A 20,806-nucleotide genomic window follows, 5' to 3' on the forward strand; every position below is an offset into this window, starting at 1 on the left:
CGTTGTCCACCCTAGGGTTTTCTGCCGCCCTTGGCCGGCTTACCGCCAAAGCTGGGCACCTTGCGCACAGCCTTGACCGCCGGGGCGGCTGGCTCGTCGGCCTCCATCCAGCGCCCCAGGCTGCCGCCCTTGCCACCGCCAACGACTTTTGGCTTCTTCGGTTTCTTCGGTTTTTTCACCACCTGACCACCAGGCAGGGTCTGCGGCACGCGGTGGTCGGGGATAAAGTCGGGTTCGTCGATGCGTTGCAGCACTTGTTGGGTCAGGGTTTCGATGGCCGAGAGCAGTTGCACTTCGTCGGCGCAGACCAGCGACACCGCCTGACCGGTAGTGCCAGCACGCCCGGTACGGCCGATGCGGTGCACATAGTCTTCGGCCACGATGGGCAGATCGAAGTTGACCACCAACGGCATGTCGTCGATGTCCAGCCCACGCGCCGCCACATCGGTGGCTACCAGCACCTTGACCTCGCCGTCCTTGAAGCGCTGCAGGGCACGCTGACGGGTGGCCTGGGGTTTGTCGCCGTGGATCGAGTCGGCGCTGATGCCGTGGCGTTGCAGCTCGGCTTCCAGCTCATCAACACCCTTGCGGGTTTTCACAAACACCAGAGCCTGGCTCCAGCGCTTGCTCTGGTAGAGGTGCAGAAACAGCTCGCTCTTGCGTTTCTTGTCCACCGGGATCAGCCATTGCTTGACCGATTTGGCGGCGGCGTTGCGCGGGCTGACCTCAATGCTCAGCGGGTCGTTGAGCATCAGCGCGGCCATGGCGCGAATGGCGTCCGAGAAGGTCGCGGAGAACAGCAGGGTCTGGCGCTTTTTCGGCAACGCCACAAAAACATTTTCCAACTCACTGGCAAAGCCCAGGTCGAGCATGCGATCGGCTTCATCCAGCACCAGGGTTTGCACCTGATTGAACTTCACCGCGTTCTGCCGGTACAGATCAAGCAAGCGGCCGGGGGTGGCCACCAGCACATCCACGCCTTTGCGCAGCTTCATCATCTGCGGGTTGATGCTGACCCCGCCATACACCGCGTAGCTGCGCAGCGGCAAGTGCTGACCGTAGGTGAGAAAGCTCTGCAACACCTGCTCAGCCAGCTCACGGGTCGGCACCAGCACCAGCGCGCGCACCGAATTACTGGCCACCTGCGGCCCTTCCATCATCAGCCGTTGCAGCACCGGCAGGGCAAAACCGGCGGTCTTGCCGGTGCCGGTTTGCGCGGCGGCCATCAGATCACGGCCCTTGAGCACTGGCACGATGGCCTGCGCCTGCACGGCGGTGGGGGTTTTGTAATCGAGGCTGTCGAGAGTACGCAGCAGAGGCTCGATCAGGCCGAGGGAGGCAAAGGTCATAGGGCTAACCGCAGAAAAAAGTCGATGGCGCAGAGTTTATCCTGCCTGGGCGCAGACGGCCTGACTGTCTTCAGCCGGCCATCAACTACAAAGCCCGGAATGATCCGGGCTTTTAGGTACGAATGTACGCGTGTTGAGTTAAGGCTTGTGCGGCCGCGCGAGAAACTCGTGGGATTGCATTTCCAGCAGACGACTCAGCGTGCGCTGGAACTCGAAGGTAAGACGACCGCCAGTGTAGAGGTCTTTAAGCTCCACCTCGGCGGAGATGATCAGCTTAACGTTGCGGTCGTAGAACTCGTCCACCAGGTTGATAAAACGTCGGGCCATGTCGTCCTTGGCAGTACTCATCTGTTCGACGTTGGCCAGCAGCACCGCATGGAAGATTTTACCCAGTTCGATGTAGTCGTTCTGACTACGCGGGCCATCGCACAGTTCACGGAAGTCGAACCAGGCCACGTCATCACCGACCTTGCGCGCGACGATGGCACGGTTCTCGATCATCAACGCCTCGTTTTCCTGCACCACGCAGTGCTCGGGCAACAGGCTGACAAAGCTCTTCTGCAGGCTTTCTTCGGCGGCGGCATCCAGCGGCCAATGGAACAACTCGGCCTGTTCCAGGGCGCGCAGGCGGTAATCAATACCGCTGTCGACGTTGACGATCTCGGTGTGCTGCTTGAGCAGGGCAATCGCCGGCAGGAAGCGCGCGCGCTGCAGGCCGTCCTTGTACAAGCCATCGGGCACGATATTGGAGGTAGCAACCAGGCTGACGCCGTTCTTGAACAGCTCTTCCATCAGTGTGGCGAGGATCATGGCGTCGGTAATGTCACTGACAAAGAACTCGTCAAAGCAGATGACCTTGGCCTCGTCGGCAAAGCGCTTGGCGATGAGGGTCAGCGGGTTCTTTTCGCCCTTGAGGGTGCGCATTTCTTCATGCACACGCTTCATAAAGCGGTGGAAGTGCGTACGCATCTTGCGCTCGAAGGGCAGCGCATCGAAGAAGGTGTCGACCAGGTAGGTCTTGCCACGCCCGACGCCGCCCCAGAAATAAAGACCTTTGACCGGCCCCTGCGGCTTTTTGCCGAACAGCTTGCCAAATACGCCGGCGCTGCCCTTGTCGGCGGCGATCAGGTCGTCATACAGGCGCTGCAGATGACGCACCGCCGTTTCCTGCGCAGCGTCATGGAAGAAATCAGGGCGTTTAAGGTCAGCCTGGTAGCGTTCTAGGGGCGTCATAAACTCGTTAGCCGGGCAAGTAAAACGGGGGCGTCACTTTAGCGACGCCCCGGTGGATTGGCAATCGGGTAGGTTGGCGTTGAGCGCAGCGAAGCCCAACAAAAACGCAACGTTGGGCTTCGTCGCGCTGCTCCTCAACCCAACCTACACCTTAATCCTGCGGTGCCAAGGTCTCACGCAGGCGCTGCATAGCCGCCTGACAGGCACTGCTGTCGGCGAATGCCAGGCTTTGCGCCACGCATTCATCGTCCAGCCAGACGCCAAAGCCGCCGTCCTGCTCGCGCACATCCAATGCTTCACCGGATTGCAGACGCTTGTTGACCATGCCTGCCGCCTTGCCATCGGCAAACGACTTGGACAGCAACAGTTGCTCGCCAGTGGCATCGAGCAGGCGGAAACGGAAGCTACCGTCGTCATCGCGGAAGCTGACAAAGCGTGCACTCTTGCCGGCTTTCTTCTTCTCGCCCGCCGTGTTGACGGCCTGGCTGCGGAACGAGCGCAGGCCCACGGCCTCACGCAGCTCGCCGAGAAACGGCGTGGCGATCTTGCGCGCCTTGGCGGCACCGGCCAGGAGGATGTCTTCCAGATCGGCCGGTTTGCTGATCAGCGCGTGATAACGCTCGCGGGCTTCGCCCAGCTCGGCTTCCAGCAGGTTGCACAACGCCTGTTTGGCTTCGCCCCAGGCCAGGCCACCTTCCAGCGCCGCGCGGAAATCCGCCTGCTGAGTCGGTGCAGCAAAGGCCTGATAGAGGGTGAACAGGTGCGAGCTGTCCGGGTCTTTCGGCTCGCCTGGCAGCTTGGAGTCGGTCACAATCCGCGCCACGGCATCCTTGAGCTGCTTGGCACTGCCAAACAACGGGATAGTGTTGTCGTAGCTTTTGCTCATCTTGCGGCCGTCGAGGCCGGGCAAGGTGGCCACGTCTTCCTCGATCACCGCTTCGGGCAGGGTGAACAGCTCTTTACCTTGACCGAACAAGTGGTTAAAGCGCTGGCCGATATCGCGGGCCATTTCCACGTGCTGAATCTGGTCACGACCGACCGGCACCTTGTGCGCGTTGAACATCAGAATGTCTGCGGCCATCAGCACCGGGTAGCTGAACAGGCCCATGGTGATGCCCGCATCCGGGTCTTCACCGGCTTCGACGTTCTTGTCCACCGAGGCCTTGTAGGCATGGGCACGGTTGAGCAAGCCCTTGCCGGCCACACAGGTAAGCAACCAGCACAGCTCGGGAATCTCGGGGATATCCGACTGGCGGTAGAAGGTGGCTTTGTCGGTATCCAGCCCCAGCGCCAGCCAGGTGGCAGCGATTTCCAGACGGGAACGCTGGATGCGCGCTGGCTCATCGCACTTGATCAACGCGTGGTAGTCGGCCAGAAAGTAGAACGAATCCGCATCGGCGGCGCGGCTGGCGACGATGGCCGGGCGAATCGCACCCGCGTAGTTGCCCAGGTGCGGCGTGCCGGTGGTGGTGATGCCGGTAAGGATACGAGTGGTCATAACGTTCGCTTATTGAGGCTCAATCAGTTCAGAGACGCGGCAGTAGCAAATCCTTCAGGTCGGTCAGCTTGCCGTGAAAAAAGTGGCCGCATTCTGCCACTTTCAGCAGCTCATGGGCACGCCCGAGTGCTGCCGACCACTGGTAAACCACCTGCGGGTCGATCACTTCGTCGTCTTCGGGCTGGATCAGGACCAGCGGACAATGACTGGCCGGTGGCGTGTCATCCATCAGACGATGCACCGCCGGGGCCACCATAAACAGTTTTTCGAGCGTTAACCCCTGGGCCTCAAGGCGCGCTCCGAGCGCGGCGGCAACAAAACCACCAAAGGAAAAGCCCAGCAGGGTCATTGGCAATTCAGGGTGCTGCGCACGCAGCCAGTTCGCCACGGCCTCGGCATCGTCCACCTCACCGCTGGCCATGTCATGGCTGCCGGCGCTGGCACCGACACCACGGTAATTGAAACGCAACGTGGCCAGACCACAGTCACGGGCCGTGCGTTGCAGGGTGGAGACCACTTTATTAAGCATGGTGCCGCCCTGCACCGGGTTAGGGTGGCAGATCAGCGCCACGCCACGGGCGTCGGGGGTGTCCAGCCAGAGGGCCTCAAGTAGGCCGCAGGGGCCGGCAATCGTGATGGGGGTTTCGCGGGTGAGCAACAGGGAACTCCGTGACCTCGCAGTGGGTCGACTCGTCTAGCTGACAGCCTGCGCCGCAGAACCGCCGTAATCGTTTCGGCATTGCATTGCGGTATACAGCGCAGGTTCGAGCCGTTAACGTAAAGCAAAGCCGTTTAGAGAGGAAGGACTCGTGGAACAGACGCTTACCGCCTGGTTGCTACCCGCCATTACCCTGGTCGCAGGCATTGCCATTGGCTTCCTGATTGCTCGCCTGGCACCCAATGCAGCGCCCAGCCGCACCCAGCGCCAACTGGATGAAATGCAGGAGCGCTTCGACGCTTACCAAAGTGAAGTGGTCAGCCACTTCAACACCACCGCCAGCATGGTGAAGAAGCTCACCCAGAGCTATCAGGACGTGCAGGAGCACCTGTCCGAGGGAGCCAACCGCCTGGCCCTCGACGAGCTGACTCGCCAACGCCTGCTGGCCACCCTGCACGCTGATGACAGCAGCGAAAAACGCGAACGCCTGACGCCGCCAAAAAACAATGAAATGCCCAAGGATTACGCGCCGAAAAGCGCCGATGTGCCAGGCATGCTCGATGAAAGCTACGGTTTGAAGAGCAAGTAATAGCCGCGGCCTCAACCGCTTCGGCTGACAAACAGGCAATAAACTAGGCGGGGCTTTTTATTGTTGAATGCGTTCGCTTATAGCCTACTGTCCGCACTCAACAAGCAACGACGGCCCCAGCGCCCCGACCAAAAATGAAATGCCCAAGGATTACCACCCAAAGCCGAAGATGCACCGGGCACCTTAGATGCAAACTTCGGCTTGAGGGGCAGAACCCCTGAAGCGCGGAACCTCAGCCATAAATAATTGCCCACCCAGACTAAGTGAAAGCGCAGTCTGGCCCAGTTAAAAGCAAATGCCCCGAAAAAACGAGGCATTGGTTTTTAACTGGGATTGAACAGAATTATGAGAACAGGGTGGATACCGAAACACAGCTACAACCCATACAAAACGCCAGCGAATGCCAAATCAGTTGCCGGAGAAACCTAAGCCAGTGCCCGGATCTGGTTGAGCACAACAAGCATCTGTATTTGCTGCCTACAAAGCTCTGCTTTTTTTGCCACTCGTTCCTTACAGCCGCTGCTTAAACAGCCCTTATTTATACTTCCGGCATATTTTTTTTATTCAAACAATAGAACCCAATTCCCAACATAATGTCTTAACGGTTTACCCACACCTACTACATGAGCATCAAATTTAAATTCGCCTACGGATGTAGGATTCTTTACATTAGAAATCTTAATTTCTACATTAGAACTCGCAGGAATTTTGCTACCGAGAGTAATCTGCATACCAGCCCTGCCTTCAACAGGAGTAACTGCTTCCAGAGGAACCGGCTTGCCTTGAACATTAACGCTCACTGAACCAAGATCAAAAACACCATCATAGCGGCCATCGGCACTTGTGATTTTAATCACTGACAAAGTTTCACCCTTTAAATTCTTTAAATTTTCGGAAGAAATATTAAGGGTATAACTATCAACCTGCCCAACACCACCACCATCGATACTATAACCTAACCGATCTAACCCACCAAAACTAATTATGCCCTCATTAGATGCGGCCTGAGTGATTATAGCGAACCCTGCCAGTACGATACTTGCTAATGCAAAGGGAACTAATCTCATTATCTTTACCCTCGTAATTAAAAAATTAACAGGCCTGAAGAACCCAACTCTTCTTCACGTCATTATTCATTGATTGCAAAGCAAAAAATCATGAACCGAAATTCTCGCCTGCAAATTAACTGTAGATCACGAAAGAGACGATGCAAACCAATTTAACGCCACCTCAGGGTTAATTAACCTGAATTCACAACTTTTCACCGGCACCGACGCAAAGAACCACGGAAAGAACCACGGAAAGAATAGCTCGACTGCAAGGCGGCGCACCCTAATCATCAGTACAGTACATTGAAAACCCACTGCACTAAGGCTTAGCGCCGAAAAGCCTCACGCCATGCCCATGAGGCGGCATTGAGCACATGGAGCAGTGCATAAAAACCAACCCTGAAATGATGATCTATTGTCGAACATACGCTCAGTAACTTGAACTAATGGACTTTTGGCAACGCAAGGGTTTTGCTGCGTCAACTTAAAGCCCTCAAGCGCAAATAGCCTTTGCGACACAGCCGCACAACCTGAAGAGAGTAATAAACATGCTGGCAGCTGGAATTGACGGGGTGGGAAACCCTTTTTTCAACACCCCGTTAAAAGCAAATACCCCGACAAGTCGGGGTATTTGCTTTTAACGGGGACAGGCTGCGATTTCACAAAATCTGCCCAGATTTTTTAAGGGCGGCCGATCAGATAGCACCTTTACTGCGTAACAGTTCAAGCACCAGTTTGACGCCGTCATCCACCGACGTGGATTGGGTATCAACCACTAGGTCAGCGCCCTGCGGGATGTCGTACGGGAAGGACTCGCCTGGGATGTTGTCACCACCCGCCGCGTACAAGCCCTGCGGATCACGCTCAGCACAGACCTGCGGAGACGCCTGCACATAGACAGTGATCAGGCGCTCGGCACCGATCAGCACCTTGGCCTGCTCGCGGCCTTCGGCATCCGGAGCAACGAAGGCGGCCAGAGTCAGCAAACCGGCTTCGTTGAACTGACGCGCCACATGAGCGGCGCGTCGCCAGTTTTCGGTGCGCCCGGCGCGATCTTGCGGCAGACCTTTGTTCAGGTCATGGCGCAGGTTCTGGCCATCGAGCACATAAACCGCACGGCCCATGTCGAACAGCTTGCGCTCCACGGCGTAGGCCAGGGTGCTCTTGCCCGCGCCGGACAGGCCGCTGAACAGCACGGTGGCCGGTCGCTGGCCGAAGCGCGTGGCACGCTCTTCGGTGGACACATGGGCCAGCTTGCCGTGATGGCCACCCGCACCTGCTTCAACAGGTTCGGCGATAATCATGCCGGCACCCACGGTGCCGTTGGTCAGGCGGTCAATGACGATAAACGAGCCGGTGGTGCGGTTGTGCGCGTAGCCATCCAGTGCAATCGGCGCGTCAAGGGCGATGCGTACCTGGCCGATTTCATTGAGTTGCAGGCTGCTCGCCGCGCCCTCTTCAAGGGTGTTCACATCCACCCGATGGGTGATGCTGGCAATCGAACCCGGCACATAGCTGGTGGCGCGTTTGATGTCGTATTTCTTGCCCGGCAGCATCGGCTCTTCAGCCATCCACACCAGCATGGCGTCGAAACTGTCGACCACCTGCGGGCGGCTGTCGGCATGCACCAGCATGTCGCCGCGCGAGACGTCAATTTCGTCTTCCAGGGTGATGGTGATCGCCTGGCCCGGACCGGCCTGCTCCAGTTCACCTTCAAAGGTGACGATGGATTTGACCTTGCTGCCCTTGCCCGACGGAAGCGCAATGATTTCGTCACCCTTGCGCACGATGCCGCTGGCCAGGGTGCCGGCGAAGCCACGGAAGTTCAGGTTCGGACGGTTGACGTACTGCACCGGGAAACGCAGGTCAGTGAAGTTACGGTCACCGGCCACCTCCACGGTTTCCAGAATTTCCATCAGCGACTGGCCGTCATACCAAGGCGACTGCTCGCTCTTGTTCACCACGTTATCGCCTTTGAGCGCCGACATCGGCACGAAATGCAGCGATGTGGGTTTGAGCGCAATACCTTCGGCGAACTTCAGGTAGTCGGCCTTGATCTGCTCGAAAACGCCTTGATCGAAGCCCTTGAGGTCCATCTTGTTGATGGCCACAACGATGTGCTTGATGCCCAGCAGGCTGGCGATAAAACTGTGGCGCTTGGTCTGGGTCTGCACACCGTAACGGGCGTCGATCAGGATGATCGCCAGGTCGCAGGTGGAGGCGCCAGTGGCCATGTTGCGGGTGTACTGCTCATGGCCGGGGGTGTCGGCAATGATGAATTTGCGCTTGGCGGTGCTGAAATAGCGGTACGCCACATCGATAGTGATGCCTTGCTCACGCTCGGCCTGCAGGCCGTCGACCAACAACGCCAGGTCGATGTCGTCACCGGTGGTGCCGACTTTTTTCGAGTCTTTGCTGATGGCTTCCAGATGGTCTTCGTAGATCATCTTGGAGTCGTGCAGCAGGCGCCCGATCAGGGTGCTCTTGCCGTCATCGACGTTGCCGCAGGTGAGGAAGCGCAGCAGTTCTTTACGCTCGTGCTGGGCCAGGTAAGCGAGGATGTCTTCGCTGATCAGATCGGATTGGTGCGACATATTAAAAGTACCCCTGACGTTTTTTCTCTTCCATCGAGCCGGCGGCATCGTGGTCAATAACGCGACCCTGGCGCTCGGAAGTACGGGTCAGGAGCATTTCCTGGATGATGTCAGTGAGGCTGGTGGCTGTGGACTCCACCGCGCCGGTCAGCGGGTAGCAGCCGAGGGTGCGGAAACGCACCATCTTCTTGGTGATGCGGGCTTTCTCTTCGTCCGAGAGGTGCTCGAGGATGCGCTCGTCGTCGATCATGATCAGGGTGCCATTCTTCTCGATCACTTCACGCTCGGCAGCGAAGTACAGCGGCACGATCGGGATTTGCTCCAGATAGATGTACTGCCAGATGTCCAGCTCAGTCCAGTTGGACAGCGGGAACACACGGATCGATTCACCCTTCTTGACCTTACCGTTGTACACGTTCCACAGTTCAGGGCGCTGGTTCTTCGGGTCCCAGCGGTGCTTGCTGTCGCGGAAGGAATACACACGCTCTTTAGCGCGGGACTTTTCTTCGTCACGGCGCGCGCCACCGAAGGCGGCGTCAAAGCCGTACTTGTTAAGCGCCTGCTTGAGACCCTCGGTCTTCATCACGTCGGTGTGCTTGGCACTGCCGTAGGTGAAGGGGTTCATGTCCTGCGCCACACCATCGGGGTTGATGTGGGTGATCAGATCCAGACCATACTCGTTGACCATCTTCTCGCGGAAGCGATACATCTCTTGAAACTTCCAGCGTGTGTCGACGTGCAACACCGGGAACGGCAGTTTGCCGGGGAAGAATGCCTTGCGGGCCAAGTGCAGCATCACGGCGGAGTCTTTGCCGATGGAGTAGAGCATCACCGGGTTATCGAATTCGGCGGCCACTTCACGAATGATGTGGATACTTTCCGCCTCCAGCTGTTTCAGGTGGGTCAGTTTATCGAGCATGGCTACTCACGAAATGCGATGTATTTGGGCCGGCGGGCCGTGGACGAGGGCGCACTCTAGCACAGCACCCTCTTCTATTCAGGAGCCCGGTTAGATCGAAACGATCTAGCTTTATACCTACAGGAAAGGCCGTAATTGCGCCTCAGATTGGGTTGGGGCAATCGATAAAAAGATGCTCAATGGCAAAGCGCCGCGCCAGATAATCACCCAGCGCCTGCACCCCATAACGCTCGGTGGCGTGATGACCGGCGGCGATAAAGCTGATGCCGTTTTCCCGGGCGCTGTGGAAAGTCTGTTCAGAGGCTTCACCGGTCAGGTACAGATCAACCCCAGCGGCAATCGCCTGATCGATATAACCCTGACCACCGCCCGTGCACCAACCGACTCGACGAATCATTTCATCGCCCTCAACCAGCAGCGGCTCACGGCCCAGCACCTGATGCACATGGCGGGCGAAATCGCGCGGACTCATGGCCTCAGCCAGGGAGCCGATCAGGCCGACGGTGCGTGGATTTTCCGGCTCCAGCGGGCCTTCCACGGTAATACCGAGCTGCGCGGCCAGCTGCACGTTGTTGCCCACGTCGGGGTGCACATCCAGCGGCAGGTGATAGGCCAGCAGGCTGATGTCGTTGGCCAGCAGGGTCTGTAGGCGGCGGCGCTTCATTCCGGTGACACAGGGGTTTTCGCCCTTCCAGAAATAGCCGTGGTGCACCAACAGCACATCAGCTTCGGCCTCGACGGCCGCATCGACCAGCGCCTGGCTGGCGGTCACGCCACTGACGATGCGCCGTACCTGCGGCCGGCCCTCGACCTGCAGGCCATTGGGGCAGTAATCACTGATTCGCGCCGCGTTGAGGTAGCGGTCGGCTTCTTCCACTAGGGTCGCCAGGGCAATGGCCATAGGGTTTCCTTATCAACAGGTGTGCGGGCGCTGCTTTATTCGCAGCCACCTCTCTATAATGGCGCACCTTAAGGGGCGCACCTGCCCCCGGCAACCCTCAGGATTGGATCGATGTTCAAGGCCCTGCGTTTCCTCGGCTGGCCCCTGCTGGTCGGTGTGCTGTCGGCACTGCTGATCATGCAGTATTTCCCCCAGTGGGTCGGTTTGCCGGGGCAGGACGTGCACGTGCGCCAGGCACCGTTCTACAGCCGCATGCAGGAAGGCCCCGTGTCCTACGCCGACGCGGTAAACCTGGCCTCACCGGCCGTCGCTAACCTGTACACCACCAAGTTCGTCAACAAGCCGGCGCATCCACTGTTCGAGGACCCGCAGTTCCGCAAGTTCTTCGGTGACAACCTGCCCAAGCAACGGCGCATGGAGTCGAGCCTGGGCTCGGCAGTAATCATGAGCCCGGAAGGCTACCTGCTGACCAACAATCATGTGGTCGCGGGTGCTGATCAGATCGTCGTGGCCCTGAAAGATGGGCGTGAAACCCTGGCTCGCATCATTGGCAGCGACCCGGAGACTGATCTCGCGGTGCTGAAAATCGATCTGCAGGATCTGCCGTTTATCATCCTCGGGCGCTCCGACAATATCCGCATCGGCGATGTGACCCTGGCCATCGGCAACCCCTTCGGCGTCGGCCAGACCGTGACCATGGGCATCATCAGCGCCACCGGGCGCAACCAGCTGGGCCTCAACACCTACGAAGATTTCATCCAGACCGACGCGGCGATCAACCCTGGCAACTCCGGCGGCGCACTGGTGGATGCCTACGGCAACCTGGTAGGCATCAACACCGCGATTTTCTCCAAGTCCGGCGGATCACAAGGCATCGGCTTTGCCATCCCGGTAAAACTGGCGATGGAAGTGATGCAAGCAATCATCGAACACGGCCAGGTGATTCGCGGCTGGCTGGGGATCGAGGTGCAACCGTTGACGCCGGAACTGGCGGAATCCTTTGGGCTGGACGGACGGCCCGGTATCGTTGTGGCCGGCATCTACCGTAATGGCCCGGCGCAGAAAGCCGGCCTACAGCCCGGCGACCTGATCCTCAGCATCGACGGTGAAGCCGCTGGTGATGGCCGCCGCTCGATGAACCAGGTAGCCCGCGCCAAACCCGGCGAGAAGATCCGCATCGACATCCTGCGCAACGGCAAACCGCTGCAACTGACCGCAGAAATCGGCGTTAGGCCGCCCGTCAACGGCAGCTAATTCTCACTCTTTTTCAATTTGCACAACGCAATCGATAATTCCTCTCAACTTTAATGTTATGTTATTACATTTAATACAGTAGAAGGATATTACCTCTTGCGCGCCACCCACGCTTTGCTTGCCTGCCTGATCACCCCCAGCGCTTTTGCCGCAGCAGCAGAAAACCCCGTCGAGCTGTCCGCCACCACCGTCACCGCACGCCAGGAACGGGCGGATGGCCCTGTACAGGGTTATCGCGCCACCCGTTCGGCCAGTGCGACTCGCACTGATACGCCGATTGAGCAGATCGCGCAAAGCATCAGCGTGGTGCCGGCACAGGTGCTCGATGACCTGGGCACCCCGCGCATCGACCGCGCCCTGGATTTTGCTGGCGGAGTATCCAGGCAAAACAATTTCGGCGGCCTGACCTTCCTCAATTACAGCGTGCGCGGTTTCACCACTGGTGAGCTGTACAAGAACGGCTTCGCCATCAACCGCGGCAGCTACAGCTCGCCGGACGCCTCCGGTATCGAACGTATTGAGGTGCTCAAAGGCCCGGCCGCCAGCCTGTATGGCCGTGGCGACCCAGGCGGCATGATCAATATCGTCAGCAAGAAGCCGCAGGCCGAGGCTTTCAGCCAACTCAAGGCCAGCGCCGGGAGTTGGGACCGCTACCGCAGCAGCCTGGACGTCAACACCCCGCTGAATGACGACGCTACCCTGCTGTCACGGGTCAACCTGGCGATCGAGGACAACCAGAGCTTTCGCGACCATGTCGGCAGTGAACGGCAGATCGTCAGCCCGTCGCTGAGCTGGCAGCTGGATGCCGACACCCTGCTACTGGTCGAGAGCGAGTTCAGCCGTACCGAATCGGTGTTCGACCGTGGCATACCGGCGGTGAACAACCGCATGGGCGCGGTGAAAGATTCCACGTTTATGGGCGAGCCGAACGACGGCACCATCCGCAACGACAACCAGATGCTGCAGGTCAGCCTGGAGCGCCACCTCAATGACAGCTGGAAGCTGCGCCTGGCCAACCACTACGCCCAGGGTCGCCTGCAGGGCAACAGCTCCGAGCCGTCACGCCTGGTTGGCGACACCCTGACGCGCTTCTATCGCCAGCGCAGCTTCGAATGGAACGACAGCATCACCCAGGCCGAGCTGCACGGCAGCTTCGACCTCGGCAGCTGGCAGCACCAGACCCTCGCTGGCCTGGAGTACGAGAACTACCGCAACAGCCAGAAGTACCCGCAAAGCGCGACCACCCTGGGCTACGGCCAGAACATCCACCAACCGCAGTACGGCCAGACCAAGCCCGCCATCGTCAATCCCAACGATTTCTTCGAACACACCGAGAGCTATGCCCTCAACCTGCAGGATCAGATCAGCTTCAGCGAACGCCTGAGTGGCCTGATCGGCGCACGCTTCGAGCGCTTCGAGCAGGCCGCACTGAACCGCAGCACGCGGGTCAGCAATGAGCAGAACAAGGATGTCGCCACCGCGCGCGCAGGGCTGCTCTATCAACTGACGCCGCAGATCGGGGTGTTCGCCAACGCCTCCACCTCGTTCAAGCCCAACAGCATCAGCAGCCAGGGCACGGTGTTCAAGCCGGAGAAGGGCCTGGGCTATGAAACTGGGCTGAAGCTCGACCTGCTCGACAGCCGCCTGGGCGCGACACTCGCGTTGTTTCATATCGACAAGGAAAACGTGCTGACCGCCGACCCGGCCAATCCCGGCAACAGCATCGCCGCTGGCAAGGCGCGCAGCCAGGGTCTGGACATGCAGTTCAGCGGCCAGCTCAGCGATGCCGTGCGCATCATCGGCGCCTACGCCTTTATCGATGCTGAAGTGACCGAAGACAACAGCCTGCCGGTCGGCAGCCAGCTGCTCGGCGTCGCCCGCCACAGTGGCAGCCTGATGACGGTCTATCAGTTTCAGGAAGGTGGCCTACGCGGCTCGGACATCGGTGCCGCCTTCCACTATGTAGGGGATCGCTCGGGGCAAGCCGGCAGCGACTTCGAATTACCGGCCTACAGCACCGTCGACCTGCTCGCGCGCTATCAGGCCAGCGAGGACCTAAGCGTCGGCCTGAACCTCAACAACCTGTTCGACCGCGAGTACTACGAACGCGCGTTCAACAGCGCCTGGGTCATGCCCGGTGACCCACGCAACCTCAGCCTCAGCCTGACCCTCAATCTCTAACCCGCAAGGAACACCCGTATGCGCACTGCCAAACCCGCCCTGCTCACTGTGTTATTCGCCGCCCTGCTTGCCGGGCAAGCTCAGGCCCACGGTTTGTGGACCGAACAACGCCGCGGCCATATCGAAACCATCTACGGCCACGGTGCCGAGGACAACGCCTTCAAGGCCGAGAAGATCAGCGGCGCTTGGGCCTATGACCGCGCCGGCAAGATGATCCCGGTCACCGTTCAGCGTCTTGAGGATCACGCCCGCCTGCAACCGCTGAAAACCCCGGCGGTGCTCGGCGTAGCCCTGGATAACGGCGCCTGGTCACTGACCCCGGACAAGCAGTGGATCAATCAGGGCCGCAGCAAAGTGCCGAACTCGACCGAGTCGCTGCACACGTTCAAGTACAGCCTGGCGATTTACCAGGAAGGCGCCACGTTGCCGAAGCTGGATCAATTGAAGATGGTTATCCTGCCGGAAGTCGACCCACTCAAGGTCGGCCCCGGCAAGCCGCTGGCGGTGCGGGTGCTGGTGGATGGCCAGCCGGCTGAGGGGGTCGAACTGGTCGGTGACTACCGTGGCGCGCCGCACCAGGTCAGCGCCACCACCGATGCCGACGGCCGCGCCCAGGTACTGGTACGCAACGAAGGGCTGAATATCATCAGCGCGTCCATCGACCTACCCGTCAAAGGCGACAAGGATATCGAGACGCGCGGCCTGTTTACCTCGCTGACCTTCCTCGGCCAGGCGCACCACGAATAACCCATACTGAAAAATCACAGGCAATAAAAAGCCGGAGCACTGCTCCGGCTTTTTTATGGCACCGAATTACAGACCTTGCAGGGCATCCAGCAGCGCCTGGTTCTGCTCCAGCGTGCCGATGGTGATGCGCAGGAACTGGGCAATCCGCTGTTGCTTGAAGTGACGCACGATCACGCCCTGCTCGCGCAGGCCGGCCGCCAGGGTGGCCGCATCTTTGCCCGGATGACGGGCGAACACGAAGTTCGCCGCCGACGGCAGCACCTCAAAGCCCAGCTGCTCCAGCCCTGCCACCACCGCCTCACGGCTGTCGATCACCCGCTGGCAGGTTTGCTTGAAGTACGCCTTGTCCTCAAATGCCGCCGCCGCGCCGGCAATCGCCATACGGTCCAGCGGGTAGGAGTTGAAGCTGTTCTTGATGCGTTCCAAGGCTTCGATCAGGTCAGGATGACCGACCGCGATACCGACCCGCAACCCGGCCAGCGAGCGCGACTTGGATAACGTCTGGCTAACCAGCAGGTTGGGGTATTTATCCACCAGACTGATCGCCGTCTCGCCGCCAAAATCGATATAGGCCTCGTCTACCAGCAGCACGGTATCCGGGTTGGCCTGGAGCATGCGCTCGATGGCAGCCAGCGCCAGAGGACAGCCGGTCGGTGCGTTCGGGTTGGGAAAAATAATGCCGCCGTTGGGCCGAGCATAATCTTCCACACGAATCTGGAATTGTTCGTCCAGCGGCACCTGCACGAAGTCGATGCCATACAGGCCGCAATACACCGGATAGAAGCTGTAGCTGATATCCGGAAACAGCAGCGGTTGGCCGTGCTGGAACAGGCCGTGAAAAGCGTGCGCCAGCACCTCGTCGGAACCATTGCCGACAAACACCTGAGCCGTCTGCACACCGTAATAATCGGCCACTGCCTGCTTCAGGCGATCGCTATTGGGGTCCGGGTACAGGCGCAGGTTGTCGTTAAGCTCAGCCTGCATGGCGGCGATCGCCTTGGGCGACGGGCCATAGGGGTTTTCATTGGTGTTGAGCTTGACCAGCTTGGCCAGTTTCGGCTGCTCACCCGGCACATAAGGCACCAGGTCTTTGACGAAGGGGCTCCAGAATTTGCTCATCTGCCCTTCTCTCCTCGAATTCGATTCTGGGGTGAGGCGCGCGCGGCGCGCCCTGAAAACTCAGTTCTTGATGCGGTATTCAGCGCTGCGGGCATGGGCGGTCAGCGACTCGCCACGGGCCAGCACGCTGGCGACCTTACCCAACTCCGACGCACCCTCGGCCGAACAATGAATGATCGACGAGCGCTTCTGGAAGTCATACACCCCCAGCGGCGAGGAATAGCGCGCTGTGCCAGAGGTCGGCAGCACATGGTTAGGGCCGGCGCAGTAGTCACCCAGGGCCTCGGCGGTGTAGCGGCCCATAAAGATCGCACCGGCGTGACGAATCAGCGGCAGGTACTCGTCGGGGTTCGCCACCGACAACTCCAGGTGCTCCGGCGCAATACGGTTGGCCACCTCAATGGCCTGGGCCATGTCGGCCACCTGAATCAGTGCGCCACGGCCTTCCAGTGAAGTGCGCGCAATGGTTTCACGCTCCAGAGTCGGCAGCAATCTGGCGATGCTTTCGGCGACGCGATCAAGGAAGGCGGCATCTGGGCTCACCAGAATCGACTGCGCGTCTTCATCGTGTTCGGCCTGGGAAAACAGGTCCATGGCGATCCAGTCTGGATCGGTCTGGCCGTCACACACCACGAGAATTTCCGACGGTCCGGCGATCATGTCGATACCGACCTTGCCGAACACGTGGCGCTTGGCGGTGGCGACATAGATATTGCCCGGGCCGACGATCTTGTCCACCGGAGGCACGCTTTCGGTGCCATAGGCCAAGGCGGCCACGGCTTGCGCACCGCCGATGGTGAACACGCGATCAACGCCGGCAATGCAGGCGGCAGCCAGAACGATCTCATTGATCTCGCCACGCGGGGTCGGCACCACCATCACCACTTCCGGCACGCCGGCGACTTTGGCCGGAATGGCGTTCATCAACACCGAAGACGGGTAGGAGGCTTTGCCGCCCGGCACATACAGGCCGGCGCGGTCCAGCGGGGTGACTTTCTGCCCCAGCACCGTGCCGTCGGCCTCGGTGTAGGTCCAAGAGTCCTGACGCTGGCGCTCGTGGTACAGGCGCACGCGCTCGGCGGCCTTTTCCAGGGCGCTGCGCTGCTCGGCGGTGATGCGGGTCAGGGCCAGCTCCAGGCGCTCGCGCGGCAGGATCAGATCGGCCATCGAGGCGACATCCAGCCCATCGAACTGCTTGGTGAACTCGACCAGCGCCGCATCGCCACGCTCACGCACGACTTTAATGATGTCCAGCACGCGCTGGTTGACCGCGTCGTCCGAGACACTTTCCCAGCTCAGCAGATGATCCAGATGCTGGGCAAAGTCCTGGTCAGCAGCATTGAGTCGGCGAATAGCGATAGGAGCGGTCATAGCGGGCCTCTTAGATTGGCAAATGCTCAAGCGCCCGTAGAGTAACAACCACTCCGCGCGGGCACCTGAGAATTTTGGCTATAACGCGGATAGGCTAGGCCGCACAGGACGGCCATCAGACTCAGCGTGGATGTCGCGCTTCAACCGCATCGCGCAGGGTGTCGATCAACGCCTGAATGCGCGCGTGCTGCATCTTCATCGACGCCTTGTTGACAATCAGCCGCGAGCTGATCATGGCGATCAACTCCTGAGCTTCCAGACCATTGGCGCGCAGGGTGTTGCCGGTGTCGACCACGTCAATGATCTTGTCGGCCAGCCCCACCAGCGGTGCCAACTCCATCGAACCATACAGCTTGATGATGTCGACCTGGCGGCCCTGCTCGGCGTAATACCGTTTGGCCACATTGACGAACTTGGTGGCTACCCGCAGACGGCCTTTCGGCTCGGGCGCGCCAACAGCACCGGCGGTCATCAGCTTGCATTGGGCAATCCGCAGGTCCAGCGGCTCGTACAGGCCCTGGCCACCGTATTCCATCAGCACGTCCTTGCCAGCCACACCGAGATCGGCCGCACCGTGTTCAACATAGGTCGGCACATCGGTGGCACGCACGATCAGCAGGCGTACATCATCCAGGGTGGTGGGGATGATCAGCTTGCGACTTTTATCCGGATTCTCGGTCGGTTCAATGCCCGCCGCGGCCAGCAGCGGCAGGGTGTCATCGAGAATCCGGCCTTTGGAAAGAGCAATGGTCAGCATGGTCTTAGCCCGGCACGCGGCGAATCTTCGCCCCCAGCAGCTGCAGCTTCTCTTCGATGCACTCGTAACCACGGTCAATGTGGTAGATGCGGTCGATCAGGGTGTCACCTTCGGCGACCAGCGCCGAAATCACCAGGCTGGCGGATGCACGCAGGTCGGTGGCCATTACAGGCGCGCCCTTGAGGGGTTCAACGCCAGTGACGATGGCGGTGTTGCCTTCAACCTGGATCTGCGCCCCCATGCGGATCATTTCATGCACGTGCATAAAGCGGTTTTCAAATACGGTTTCAATCACCGTGCCGGTGCCCTCAGCAATCGCATTGAGGGCGATAAACTGTGCCTGCATGTCGGTGGGGAACGCCGGGTACGGAGCGGTGCGCAGGTTGACGGCTTTCGGCCGTTTGCCGTGCATGTTCAGCTCGATCCAGTCGTTGCCACAGGTAATTTCCGCCCCGGCTTCCTGCAGCTTGGACAGCACTGCTTCCAGGGTAGTCGGATCGGTGTCCTTGACCTTGACCCGACCACCGGTCGCCGCTGCCGCCACCAGGTAGGTGCCGGTTTCGATACGGTCAGGCATCACGCTGAAACGGGCACCGTGCAGGCGCTCAACGCCATCGATAGTGATGGTATCCGTGCCGGCACCGCTGATTTTCGCGCCCATAGCAATCAGGCAGTTGGCCAGGTCAACCACTTCCGGCTCGCGAGCGGCGTTTTCCAGCACGCTGCGGCCCTTGGCCAGGCTCGCGGCCATCATGATGTTTTCGGTACCGGTCACGCTGACGGTATCAAAGAAGAAGTGCGCGCCACGCAGGCCACCTTCTGGGGCCTTGGCCTTGATGTAGCCGGCTTCGACATCAATGATCGCGCCCATGGCCTCCAGGCCACGGATGTGCAGATCGACCGGACGCGAGCCAATGGCGCAACCACCCGGCAGGGCCACTTCGGCATAACCGAAGCGCGCGACCATCGGGCCGAGCACCAGGATCGAGGCGCGCATGGTTTTCACCAGCTCATAGGGTGCAACCAGGGTCTTGATCGCCCGCGCGTCAACTTCGACGCTGAGCTTCTCGTCGATGATCGGCTCGATCCCCATACGACCGAACAGTTCGATCATGGTGGTGATGTCATGCAGGTGCGGCAGATTGCAGATGGTGACCGGCGCGTCACCGAGCAGGGTGGCGGCGAGAATCGGCAGGGCAGAGTTCTTGGCCCCGGAAATGCGGATTTCGCCATCGAGGCGCACACCGCCGGTAATAATCAGTTTGTCCATGATTCTCTCGGTTTAGGAGCGCGCGGCCCAATCGGCACGGCTGAAGAATTTCATACTCACGGCGTGGATGCTGCCATCAGCGATCCAAGCGTTGAGGTGAGCGTAAATCTGTTGCTGGCGCTTGACCGGGCTGAGGGCCGCCAGCTCGTCACTGATCAGGTTCAGCTGAAAGTTGCAGCCTTCGCCTTCGACTTCCACTTGGGTATCCGGCAATTTAGCCTCAAGGAGACTCTTTACTTCTAAGGCTTGCATGCTCAACCTCGATCAATGCATGAATTAACGATTGCCGAGCTGACGCTCGCGGGTCGAGCATCATACAAAAAAGCCCCCCGCCTGCGAACCCCGCATTATCAGCCGCCGACCGAAGCCGTGATCAGGCTTGCAGCGGAAGAATTTCCAGCAAACCGCAGACACTGGCGATTTCGCGCATATCGTTGGGCAGGTTACGCACGCTCAGCGTCTTGCTGTGGGCACTGGCGTCACGCATAAAAGCCAACAGCAGCGACACACCGACGCTGCTGGATTTTTCCACACCGCTGCAATCGATCACGCAGTCAGCGGCCTGACTGGCCTTGAGCAGCCTTCCGCCCTGCTCGCGTAAGGCTGGAGCACTCAGGTAATCCAGCACGCCAACCAGTTGCAGAACTCCGGGCGCAGCCTCAGTGATATTCGCCTGACTCACGAGGCATTGGCCCCTTGCCGCGCCTTGGCAACGGTCTCGGCCCAGTTGTCGATCACCTTGTCCAAGTCATTACGATTGTCCTGCATGGCCTGGGCAAACTGGTCGCGGAACAACTTACCGACGTTGATGCCATTGATGACCACGTTGCGCATTTTCCAGGCACCGTCCTGACTGACCATGGTGTAGGACAGCGGATACACCGTGCCATTACCGTCCTTGATTTCCATGTTGACCGAGGTGCGCTCAGGATCCTGCTGACCACTCACCGGCAGTACGCGGATATCCTGATTGTTGTATTCGAGCAGGGCGTTGCCATAGAACTGCATCAGGCTGCGCTTGAAGTTTTCCTGAAAGCGCTGCATCTGCTCGGGCGATGCCTGACGCGAATAGCGCACGGTCATCACCCCGCGAGAAATCCCATCCACATCCACAACCGGACCGAGAATGCTGTCCAGTGCGTTGTAGAACGCCCCTGGATCCGTACGGTAACGCTCTTTATTGGCTTTAAGGTCAGCCAACAGGGTGCTGGTGGTCTGCTGCACCACCTCATGGGCTGCCGGCGCCGCCTGCAACGAGCAGGACAGTAAAGCCAGGGTAACCAGCAAGCCGTTTCGCAGTGTTCTGAGCATCTTCAA

The 20,806-nt window shown here is 59.6% G+C and carries 19 protein-coding genes; 4 read left to right on the forward strand and 15 right to left on the reverse strand.

Features of this window, described 5'->3' with window-relative positions; all coding sequences use genetic code 11:
- Positions 1-11 precede the first annotated feature (11 nt).
- From OU997_RS03620 to OU997_RS03635, 4 genes are all read right to left on the reverse strand, one after another.
- On the reverse strand, positions 12-1,349 hold the full coding sequence (locus OU997_RS03620) for a DEAD/DEAH box helicase (RefSeq protein ID WP_108487947.1): 1,338 nt from the start codon (positions 1,347-1,349) through the stop codon (positions 12-14).
- 138 nt (positions 1,350-1,487) lie between these two features.
- Positions 1,488-2,582, reverse strand: coding sequence for a cell division protein ZapE (zapE, locus tag OU997_RS03625; RefSeq protein ID WP_267809047.1), 1,095 nt, complete (start codon positions 2,580-2,582; stop codon positions 1,488-1,490).
- 151 nt (positions 2,583-2,733) lie between these two features.
- Entirely contained in the window at positions 2,734-4,080 is a 1,347-nt protein-coding gene (locus OU997_RS03630; RefSeq protein WP_267809049.1) for a tryptophan--tRNA ligase, read from the reverse strand.
- 28 nt (positions 4,081-4,108) lie between these two features.
- Positions 4,109-4,738, reverse strand: a complete 630-nt coding sequence (locus OU997_RS03635) for an alpha/beta hydrolase (protein WP_108487944.1) — start codon at positions 4,736-4,738, stop codon at positions 4,109-4,111.
- Between the two features lie 151 nt (positions 4,739-4,889).
- Between OU997_RS03635 and OU997_RS03640 the strand changes: the two genes are divergently transcribed.
- Positions 4,890-5,327 (forward strand): YhcB family protein, encoded by a 438-nt coding sequence (locus tag OU997_RS03640; protein WP_267809051.1) that lies wholly within the window; start codon positions 4,890-4,892, stop codon positions 5,325-5,327.
- A 560-nt stretch (positions 5,328-5,887) separates the two neighbouring features.
- On the opposite strand, the gene OU997_RS03645 is transcribed toward OU997_RS03640, so the two are convergent.
- The 4 genes from OU997_RS03645 to OU997_RS03660 form a co-directional block, all read right to left on the reverse strand.
- The gene (locus tag OU997_RS03645; RefSeq protein ID WP_267809053.1) at positions 5,888-6,394 is read right to left on the reverse strand and encodes a DUF2808 domain-containing protein; all 507 of its coding nucleotides are present in this window, start codon (positions 6,392-6,394) and stop codon (positions 5,888-5,890) included.
- A 677-nt stretch (positions 6,395-7,071) separates the two neighbouring features.
- Positions 7,072-8,970, reverse strand: coding sequence for a sulfate adenylyltransferase subunit CysN (cysN, locus tag OU997_RS03650; protein ID WP_267809055.1), 1,899 nt, complete (start codon positions 8,968-8,970; stop codon positions 7,072-7,074).
- 1 nt (position 8,971) lies between these two features.
- A complete protein-coding gene (gene cysD / locus OU997_RS03655; protein WP_108487941.1) occupies positions 8,972-9,889 on the reverse strand; it encodes a sulfate adenylyltransferase subunit CysD in 918 nt (305 codons plus the stop codon).
- Between the two features lie 142 nt (positions 9,890-10,031).
- Positions 10,032-10,790, reverse strand: coding sequence for a Nif3-like dinuclear metal center hexameric protein (locus OU997_RS03660; protein WP_267809058.1), 759 nt, complete (start codon positions 10,788-10,790; stop codon positions 10,032-10,034).
- A gap of 111 nt (positions 10,791-10,901) precedes the next feature.
- Between OU997_RS03660 and algW the strand changes: the two genes are divergently transcribed.
- The 3 genes from algW to OU997_RS03675 all read left to right on the forward strand — a co-directional run bounded on the left by algW (position 10,902) and on the right by OU997_RS03675 (position 14,972).
- On the forward strand, positions 10,902-12,044 hold the full coding sequence (gene algW, locus OU997_RS03665) for a Do family serine endopeptidase AlgW (protein ID WP_108487939.1): 1,143 nt from the start codon (positions 10,902-10,904) through the stop codon (positions 12,042-12,044).
- 174 nt (positions 12,045-12,218) lie between these two features.
- Positions 12,219-14,225 (forward strand): TonB-dependent siderophore receptor, encoded by a 2,007-nt coding sequence (locus tag OU997_RS03670; protein ID WP_420713269.1) that lies wholly within the window; start codon positions 12,219-12,221, stop codon positions 14,223-14,225.
- Positions 14,226-14,243: 18 nt separating this feature from the next.
- On the forward strand, positions 14,244-14,972 hold the full coding sequence (locus OU997_RS03675; RefSeq protein WP_267809062.1) for a DUF4198 domain-containing protein: 729 nt from the start codon (positions 14,244-14,246) through the stop codon (positions 14,970-14,972).
- Positions 14,973-15,038: 66 nt separating this feature from the next.
- Here OU997_RS03675 and hisC read toward each other — a convergent pair whose 3' ends face one another.
- The 7 genes from hisC to OU997_RS03710 form a co-directional block, all read right to left on the reverse strand.
- Complete coding sequence (hisC, locus tag OU997_RS03680) at positions 15,039-16,091, reverse strand: histidinol-phosphate transaminase (RefSeq protein WP_267809078.1); 1,053 nt, start codon at positions 16,089-16,091, stop codon at positions 15,039-15,041.
- A gap of 60 nt (positions 16,092-16,151) precedes the next feature.
- Positions 16,152-17,462 (reverse strand): histidinol dehydrogenase, encoded by a 1,311-nt coding sequence (gene hisD / locus OU997_RS03685; protein ID WP_267809079.1) that lies wholly within the window; start codon positions 17,460-17,462, stop codon positions 16,152-16,154.
- 121 nt (positions 17,463-17,583) lie between these two features.
- Positions 17,584-18,219 (reverse strand): ATP phosphoribosyltransferase, encoded by a 636-nt coding sequence (gene hisG / locus OU997_RS03690; RefSeq protein ID WP_090255484.1) that lies wholly within the window; start codon positions 18,217-18,219, stop codon positions 17,584-17,586.
- A gap of 4 nt (positions 18,220-18,223) precedes the next feature.
- A complete protein-coding gene (murA, locus tag OU997_RS03695) occupies positions 18,224-19,489 on the reverse strand; it encodes a UDP-N-acetylglucosamine 1-carboxyvinyltransferase (RefSeq protein WP_267809083.1) in 1,266 nt (421 codons plus the stop codon).
- Positions 19,490-19,501: 12 nt separating this feature from the next.
- Positions 19,502-19,741, reverse strand: coding sequence for a BolA family protein (locus tag OU997_RS03700; RefSeq protein ID WP_090255487.1), 240 nt, complete (start codon positions 19,739-19,741; stop codon positions 19,502-19,504).
- A gap of 121 nt (positions 19,742-19,862) precedes the next feature.
- Positions 19,863-20,171, reverse strand: coding sequence for an STAS domain-containing protein (locus tag OU997_RS03705; RefSeq protein ID WP_108488240.1), 309 nt, complete (start codon positions 20,169-20,171; stop codon positions 19,863-19,865).
- The gene (locus OU997_RS03710) at positions 20,168-20,800 is read right to left on the reverse strand and encodes an MlaC/ttg2D family ABC transporter substrate-binding protein (protein WP_108488239.1); all 633 of its coding nucleotides are present in this window, start codon (positions 20,798-20,800) and stop codon (positions 20,168-20,170) included. Before OU997_RS03710 ends, OU997_RS03705 begins: the two co-directional genes overlap by 4 nt.
- Between the last annotated feature and the right edge of the window lie 6 nt (positions 20,801-20,806).

This window comes from Pseudomonas sp. SL4(2022) (assembly GCF_026625725.1).
Taxonomy (GTDB): domain Bacteria; phylum Pseudomonadota; class Gammaproteobacteria; order Pseudomonadales; family Pseudomonadaceae; genus Aquipseudomonas.

What these genes read in the sequence shown, in the direction of transcription:
- OU997_RS03620 (WP_108487947.1), bottom strand. Translation starts at nt 1,349, where the DNA reads ATGACCTTTGCCTCCCTCGGCCTGATCGAGCCTCTGCTGCGTACTCTC.
- zapE (WP_267809047.1), bottom strand. Translation starts at nt 2,582, where the DNA reads ATGACGCCCCTAGAACGCTACCAGGCTGACCTTAAACGCCCTGATTTC.
- OU997_RS03630 (WP_267809049.1), bottom strand. Translation starts at nt 4,080, where the DNA reads ATGACCACTCGTATCCTTACCGGCATCACCACCACCGGCACGCCGCAC.
- OU997_RS03645 (WP_267809053.1), bottom strand. Translation starts at nt 6,394, where the DNA reads ATGAGATTAGTTCCCTTTGCATTAGCAAGTATCGTACTGGCAGGGTTC.
- cysN (WP_267809055.1), bottom strand. Translation starts at nt 8,970, where the DNA reads ATGTCGCACCAATCCGATCTGATCAGCGAAGACATCCTCGCTTACCTG.
- cysD (WP_108487941.1), bottom strand. Translation starts at nt 9,889, where the DNA reads ATGCTCGATAAACTGACCCACCTGAAACAGCTGGAGGCGGAAAGTATC.
- OU997_RS03660 (WP_267809058.1), bottom strand. Translation starts at nt 10,790, where the DNA reads ATGGCCATTGCCCTGGCGACCCTAGTGGAAGAAGCCGACCGCTACCTC.
- algW (WP_108487939.1), top strand. Translation starts at nt 10,902, where the DNA reads ATGTTCAAGGCCCTGCGTTTCCTCGGCTGGCCCCTGCTGGTCGGTGTG.
- OU997_RS03675 (WP_267809062.1), top strand. Translation starts at nt 14,244, where the DNA reads ATGCGCACTGCCAAACCCGCCCTGCTCACTGTGTTATTCGCCGCCCTG.
- hisC (WP_267809078.1), bottom strand. Translation starts at nt 16,091, where the DNA reads ATGAGCAAATTCTGGAGCCCCTTCGTCAAAGACCTGGTGCCTTATGTG.
- hisD (WP_267809079.1), bottom strand. Translation starts at nt 17,462, where the DNA reads ATGACCGCTCCTATCGCTATTCGCCGACTCAATGCTGCTGACCAGGAC.
- hisG (WP_090255484.1), bottom strand. Translation starts at nt 18,219, where the DNA reads ATGCTGACCATTGCTCTTTCCAAAGGCCGGATTCTCGATGACACCCTG.
- murA (WP_267809083.1), bottom strand. Translation starts at nt 19,489, where the DNA reads ATGGACAAACTGATTATTACCGGCGGTGTGCGCCTCGATGGCGAAATC.
- OU997_RS03700 (WP_090255487.1), bottom strand. Translation starts at nt 19,741, where the DNA reads ATGCAAGCCTTAGAAGTAAAGAGTCTCCTTGAGGCTAAATTGCCGGAT.
- OU997_RS03710 (WP_108488239.1), bottom strand. Translation starts at nt 20,800, where the DNA reads ATGCTCAGAACACTGCGAAACGGCTTGCTGGTTACCCTGGCTTTACTG.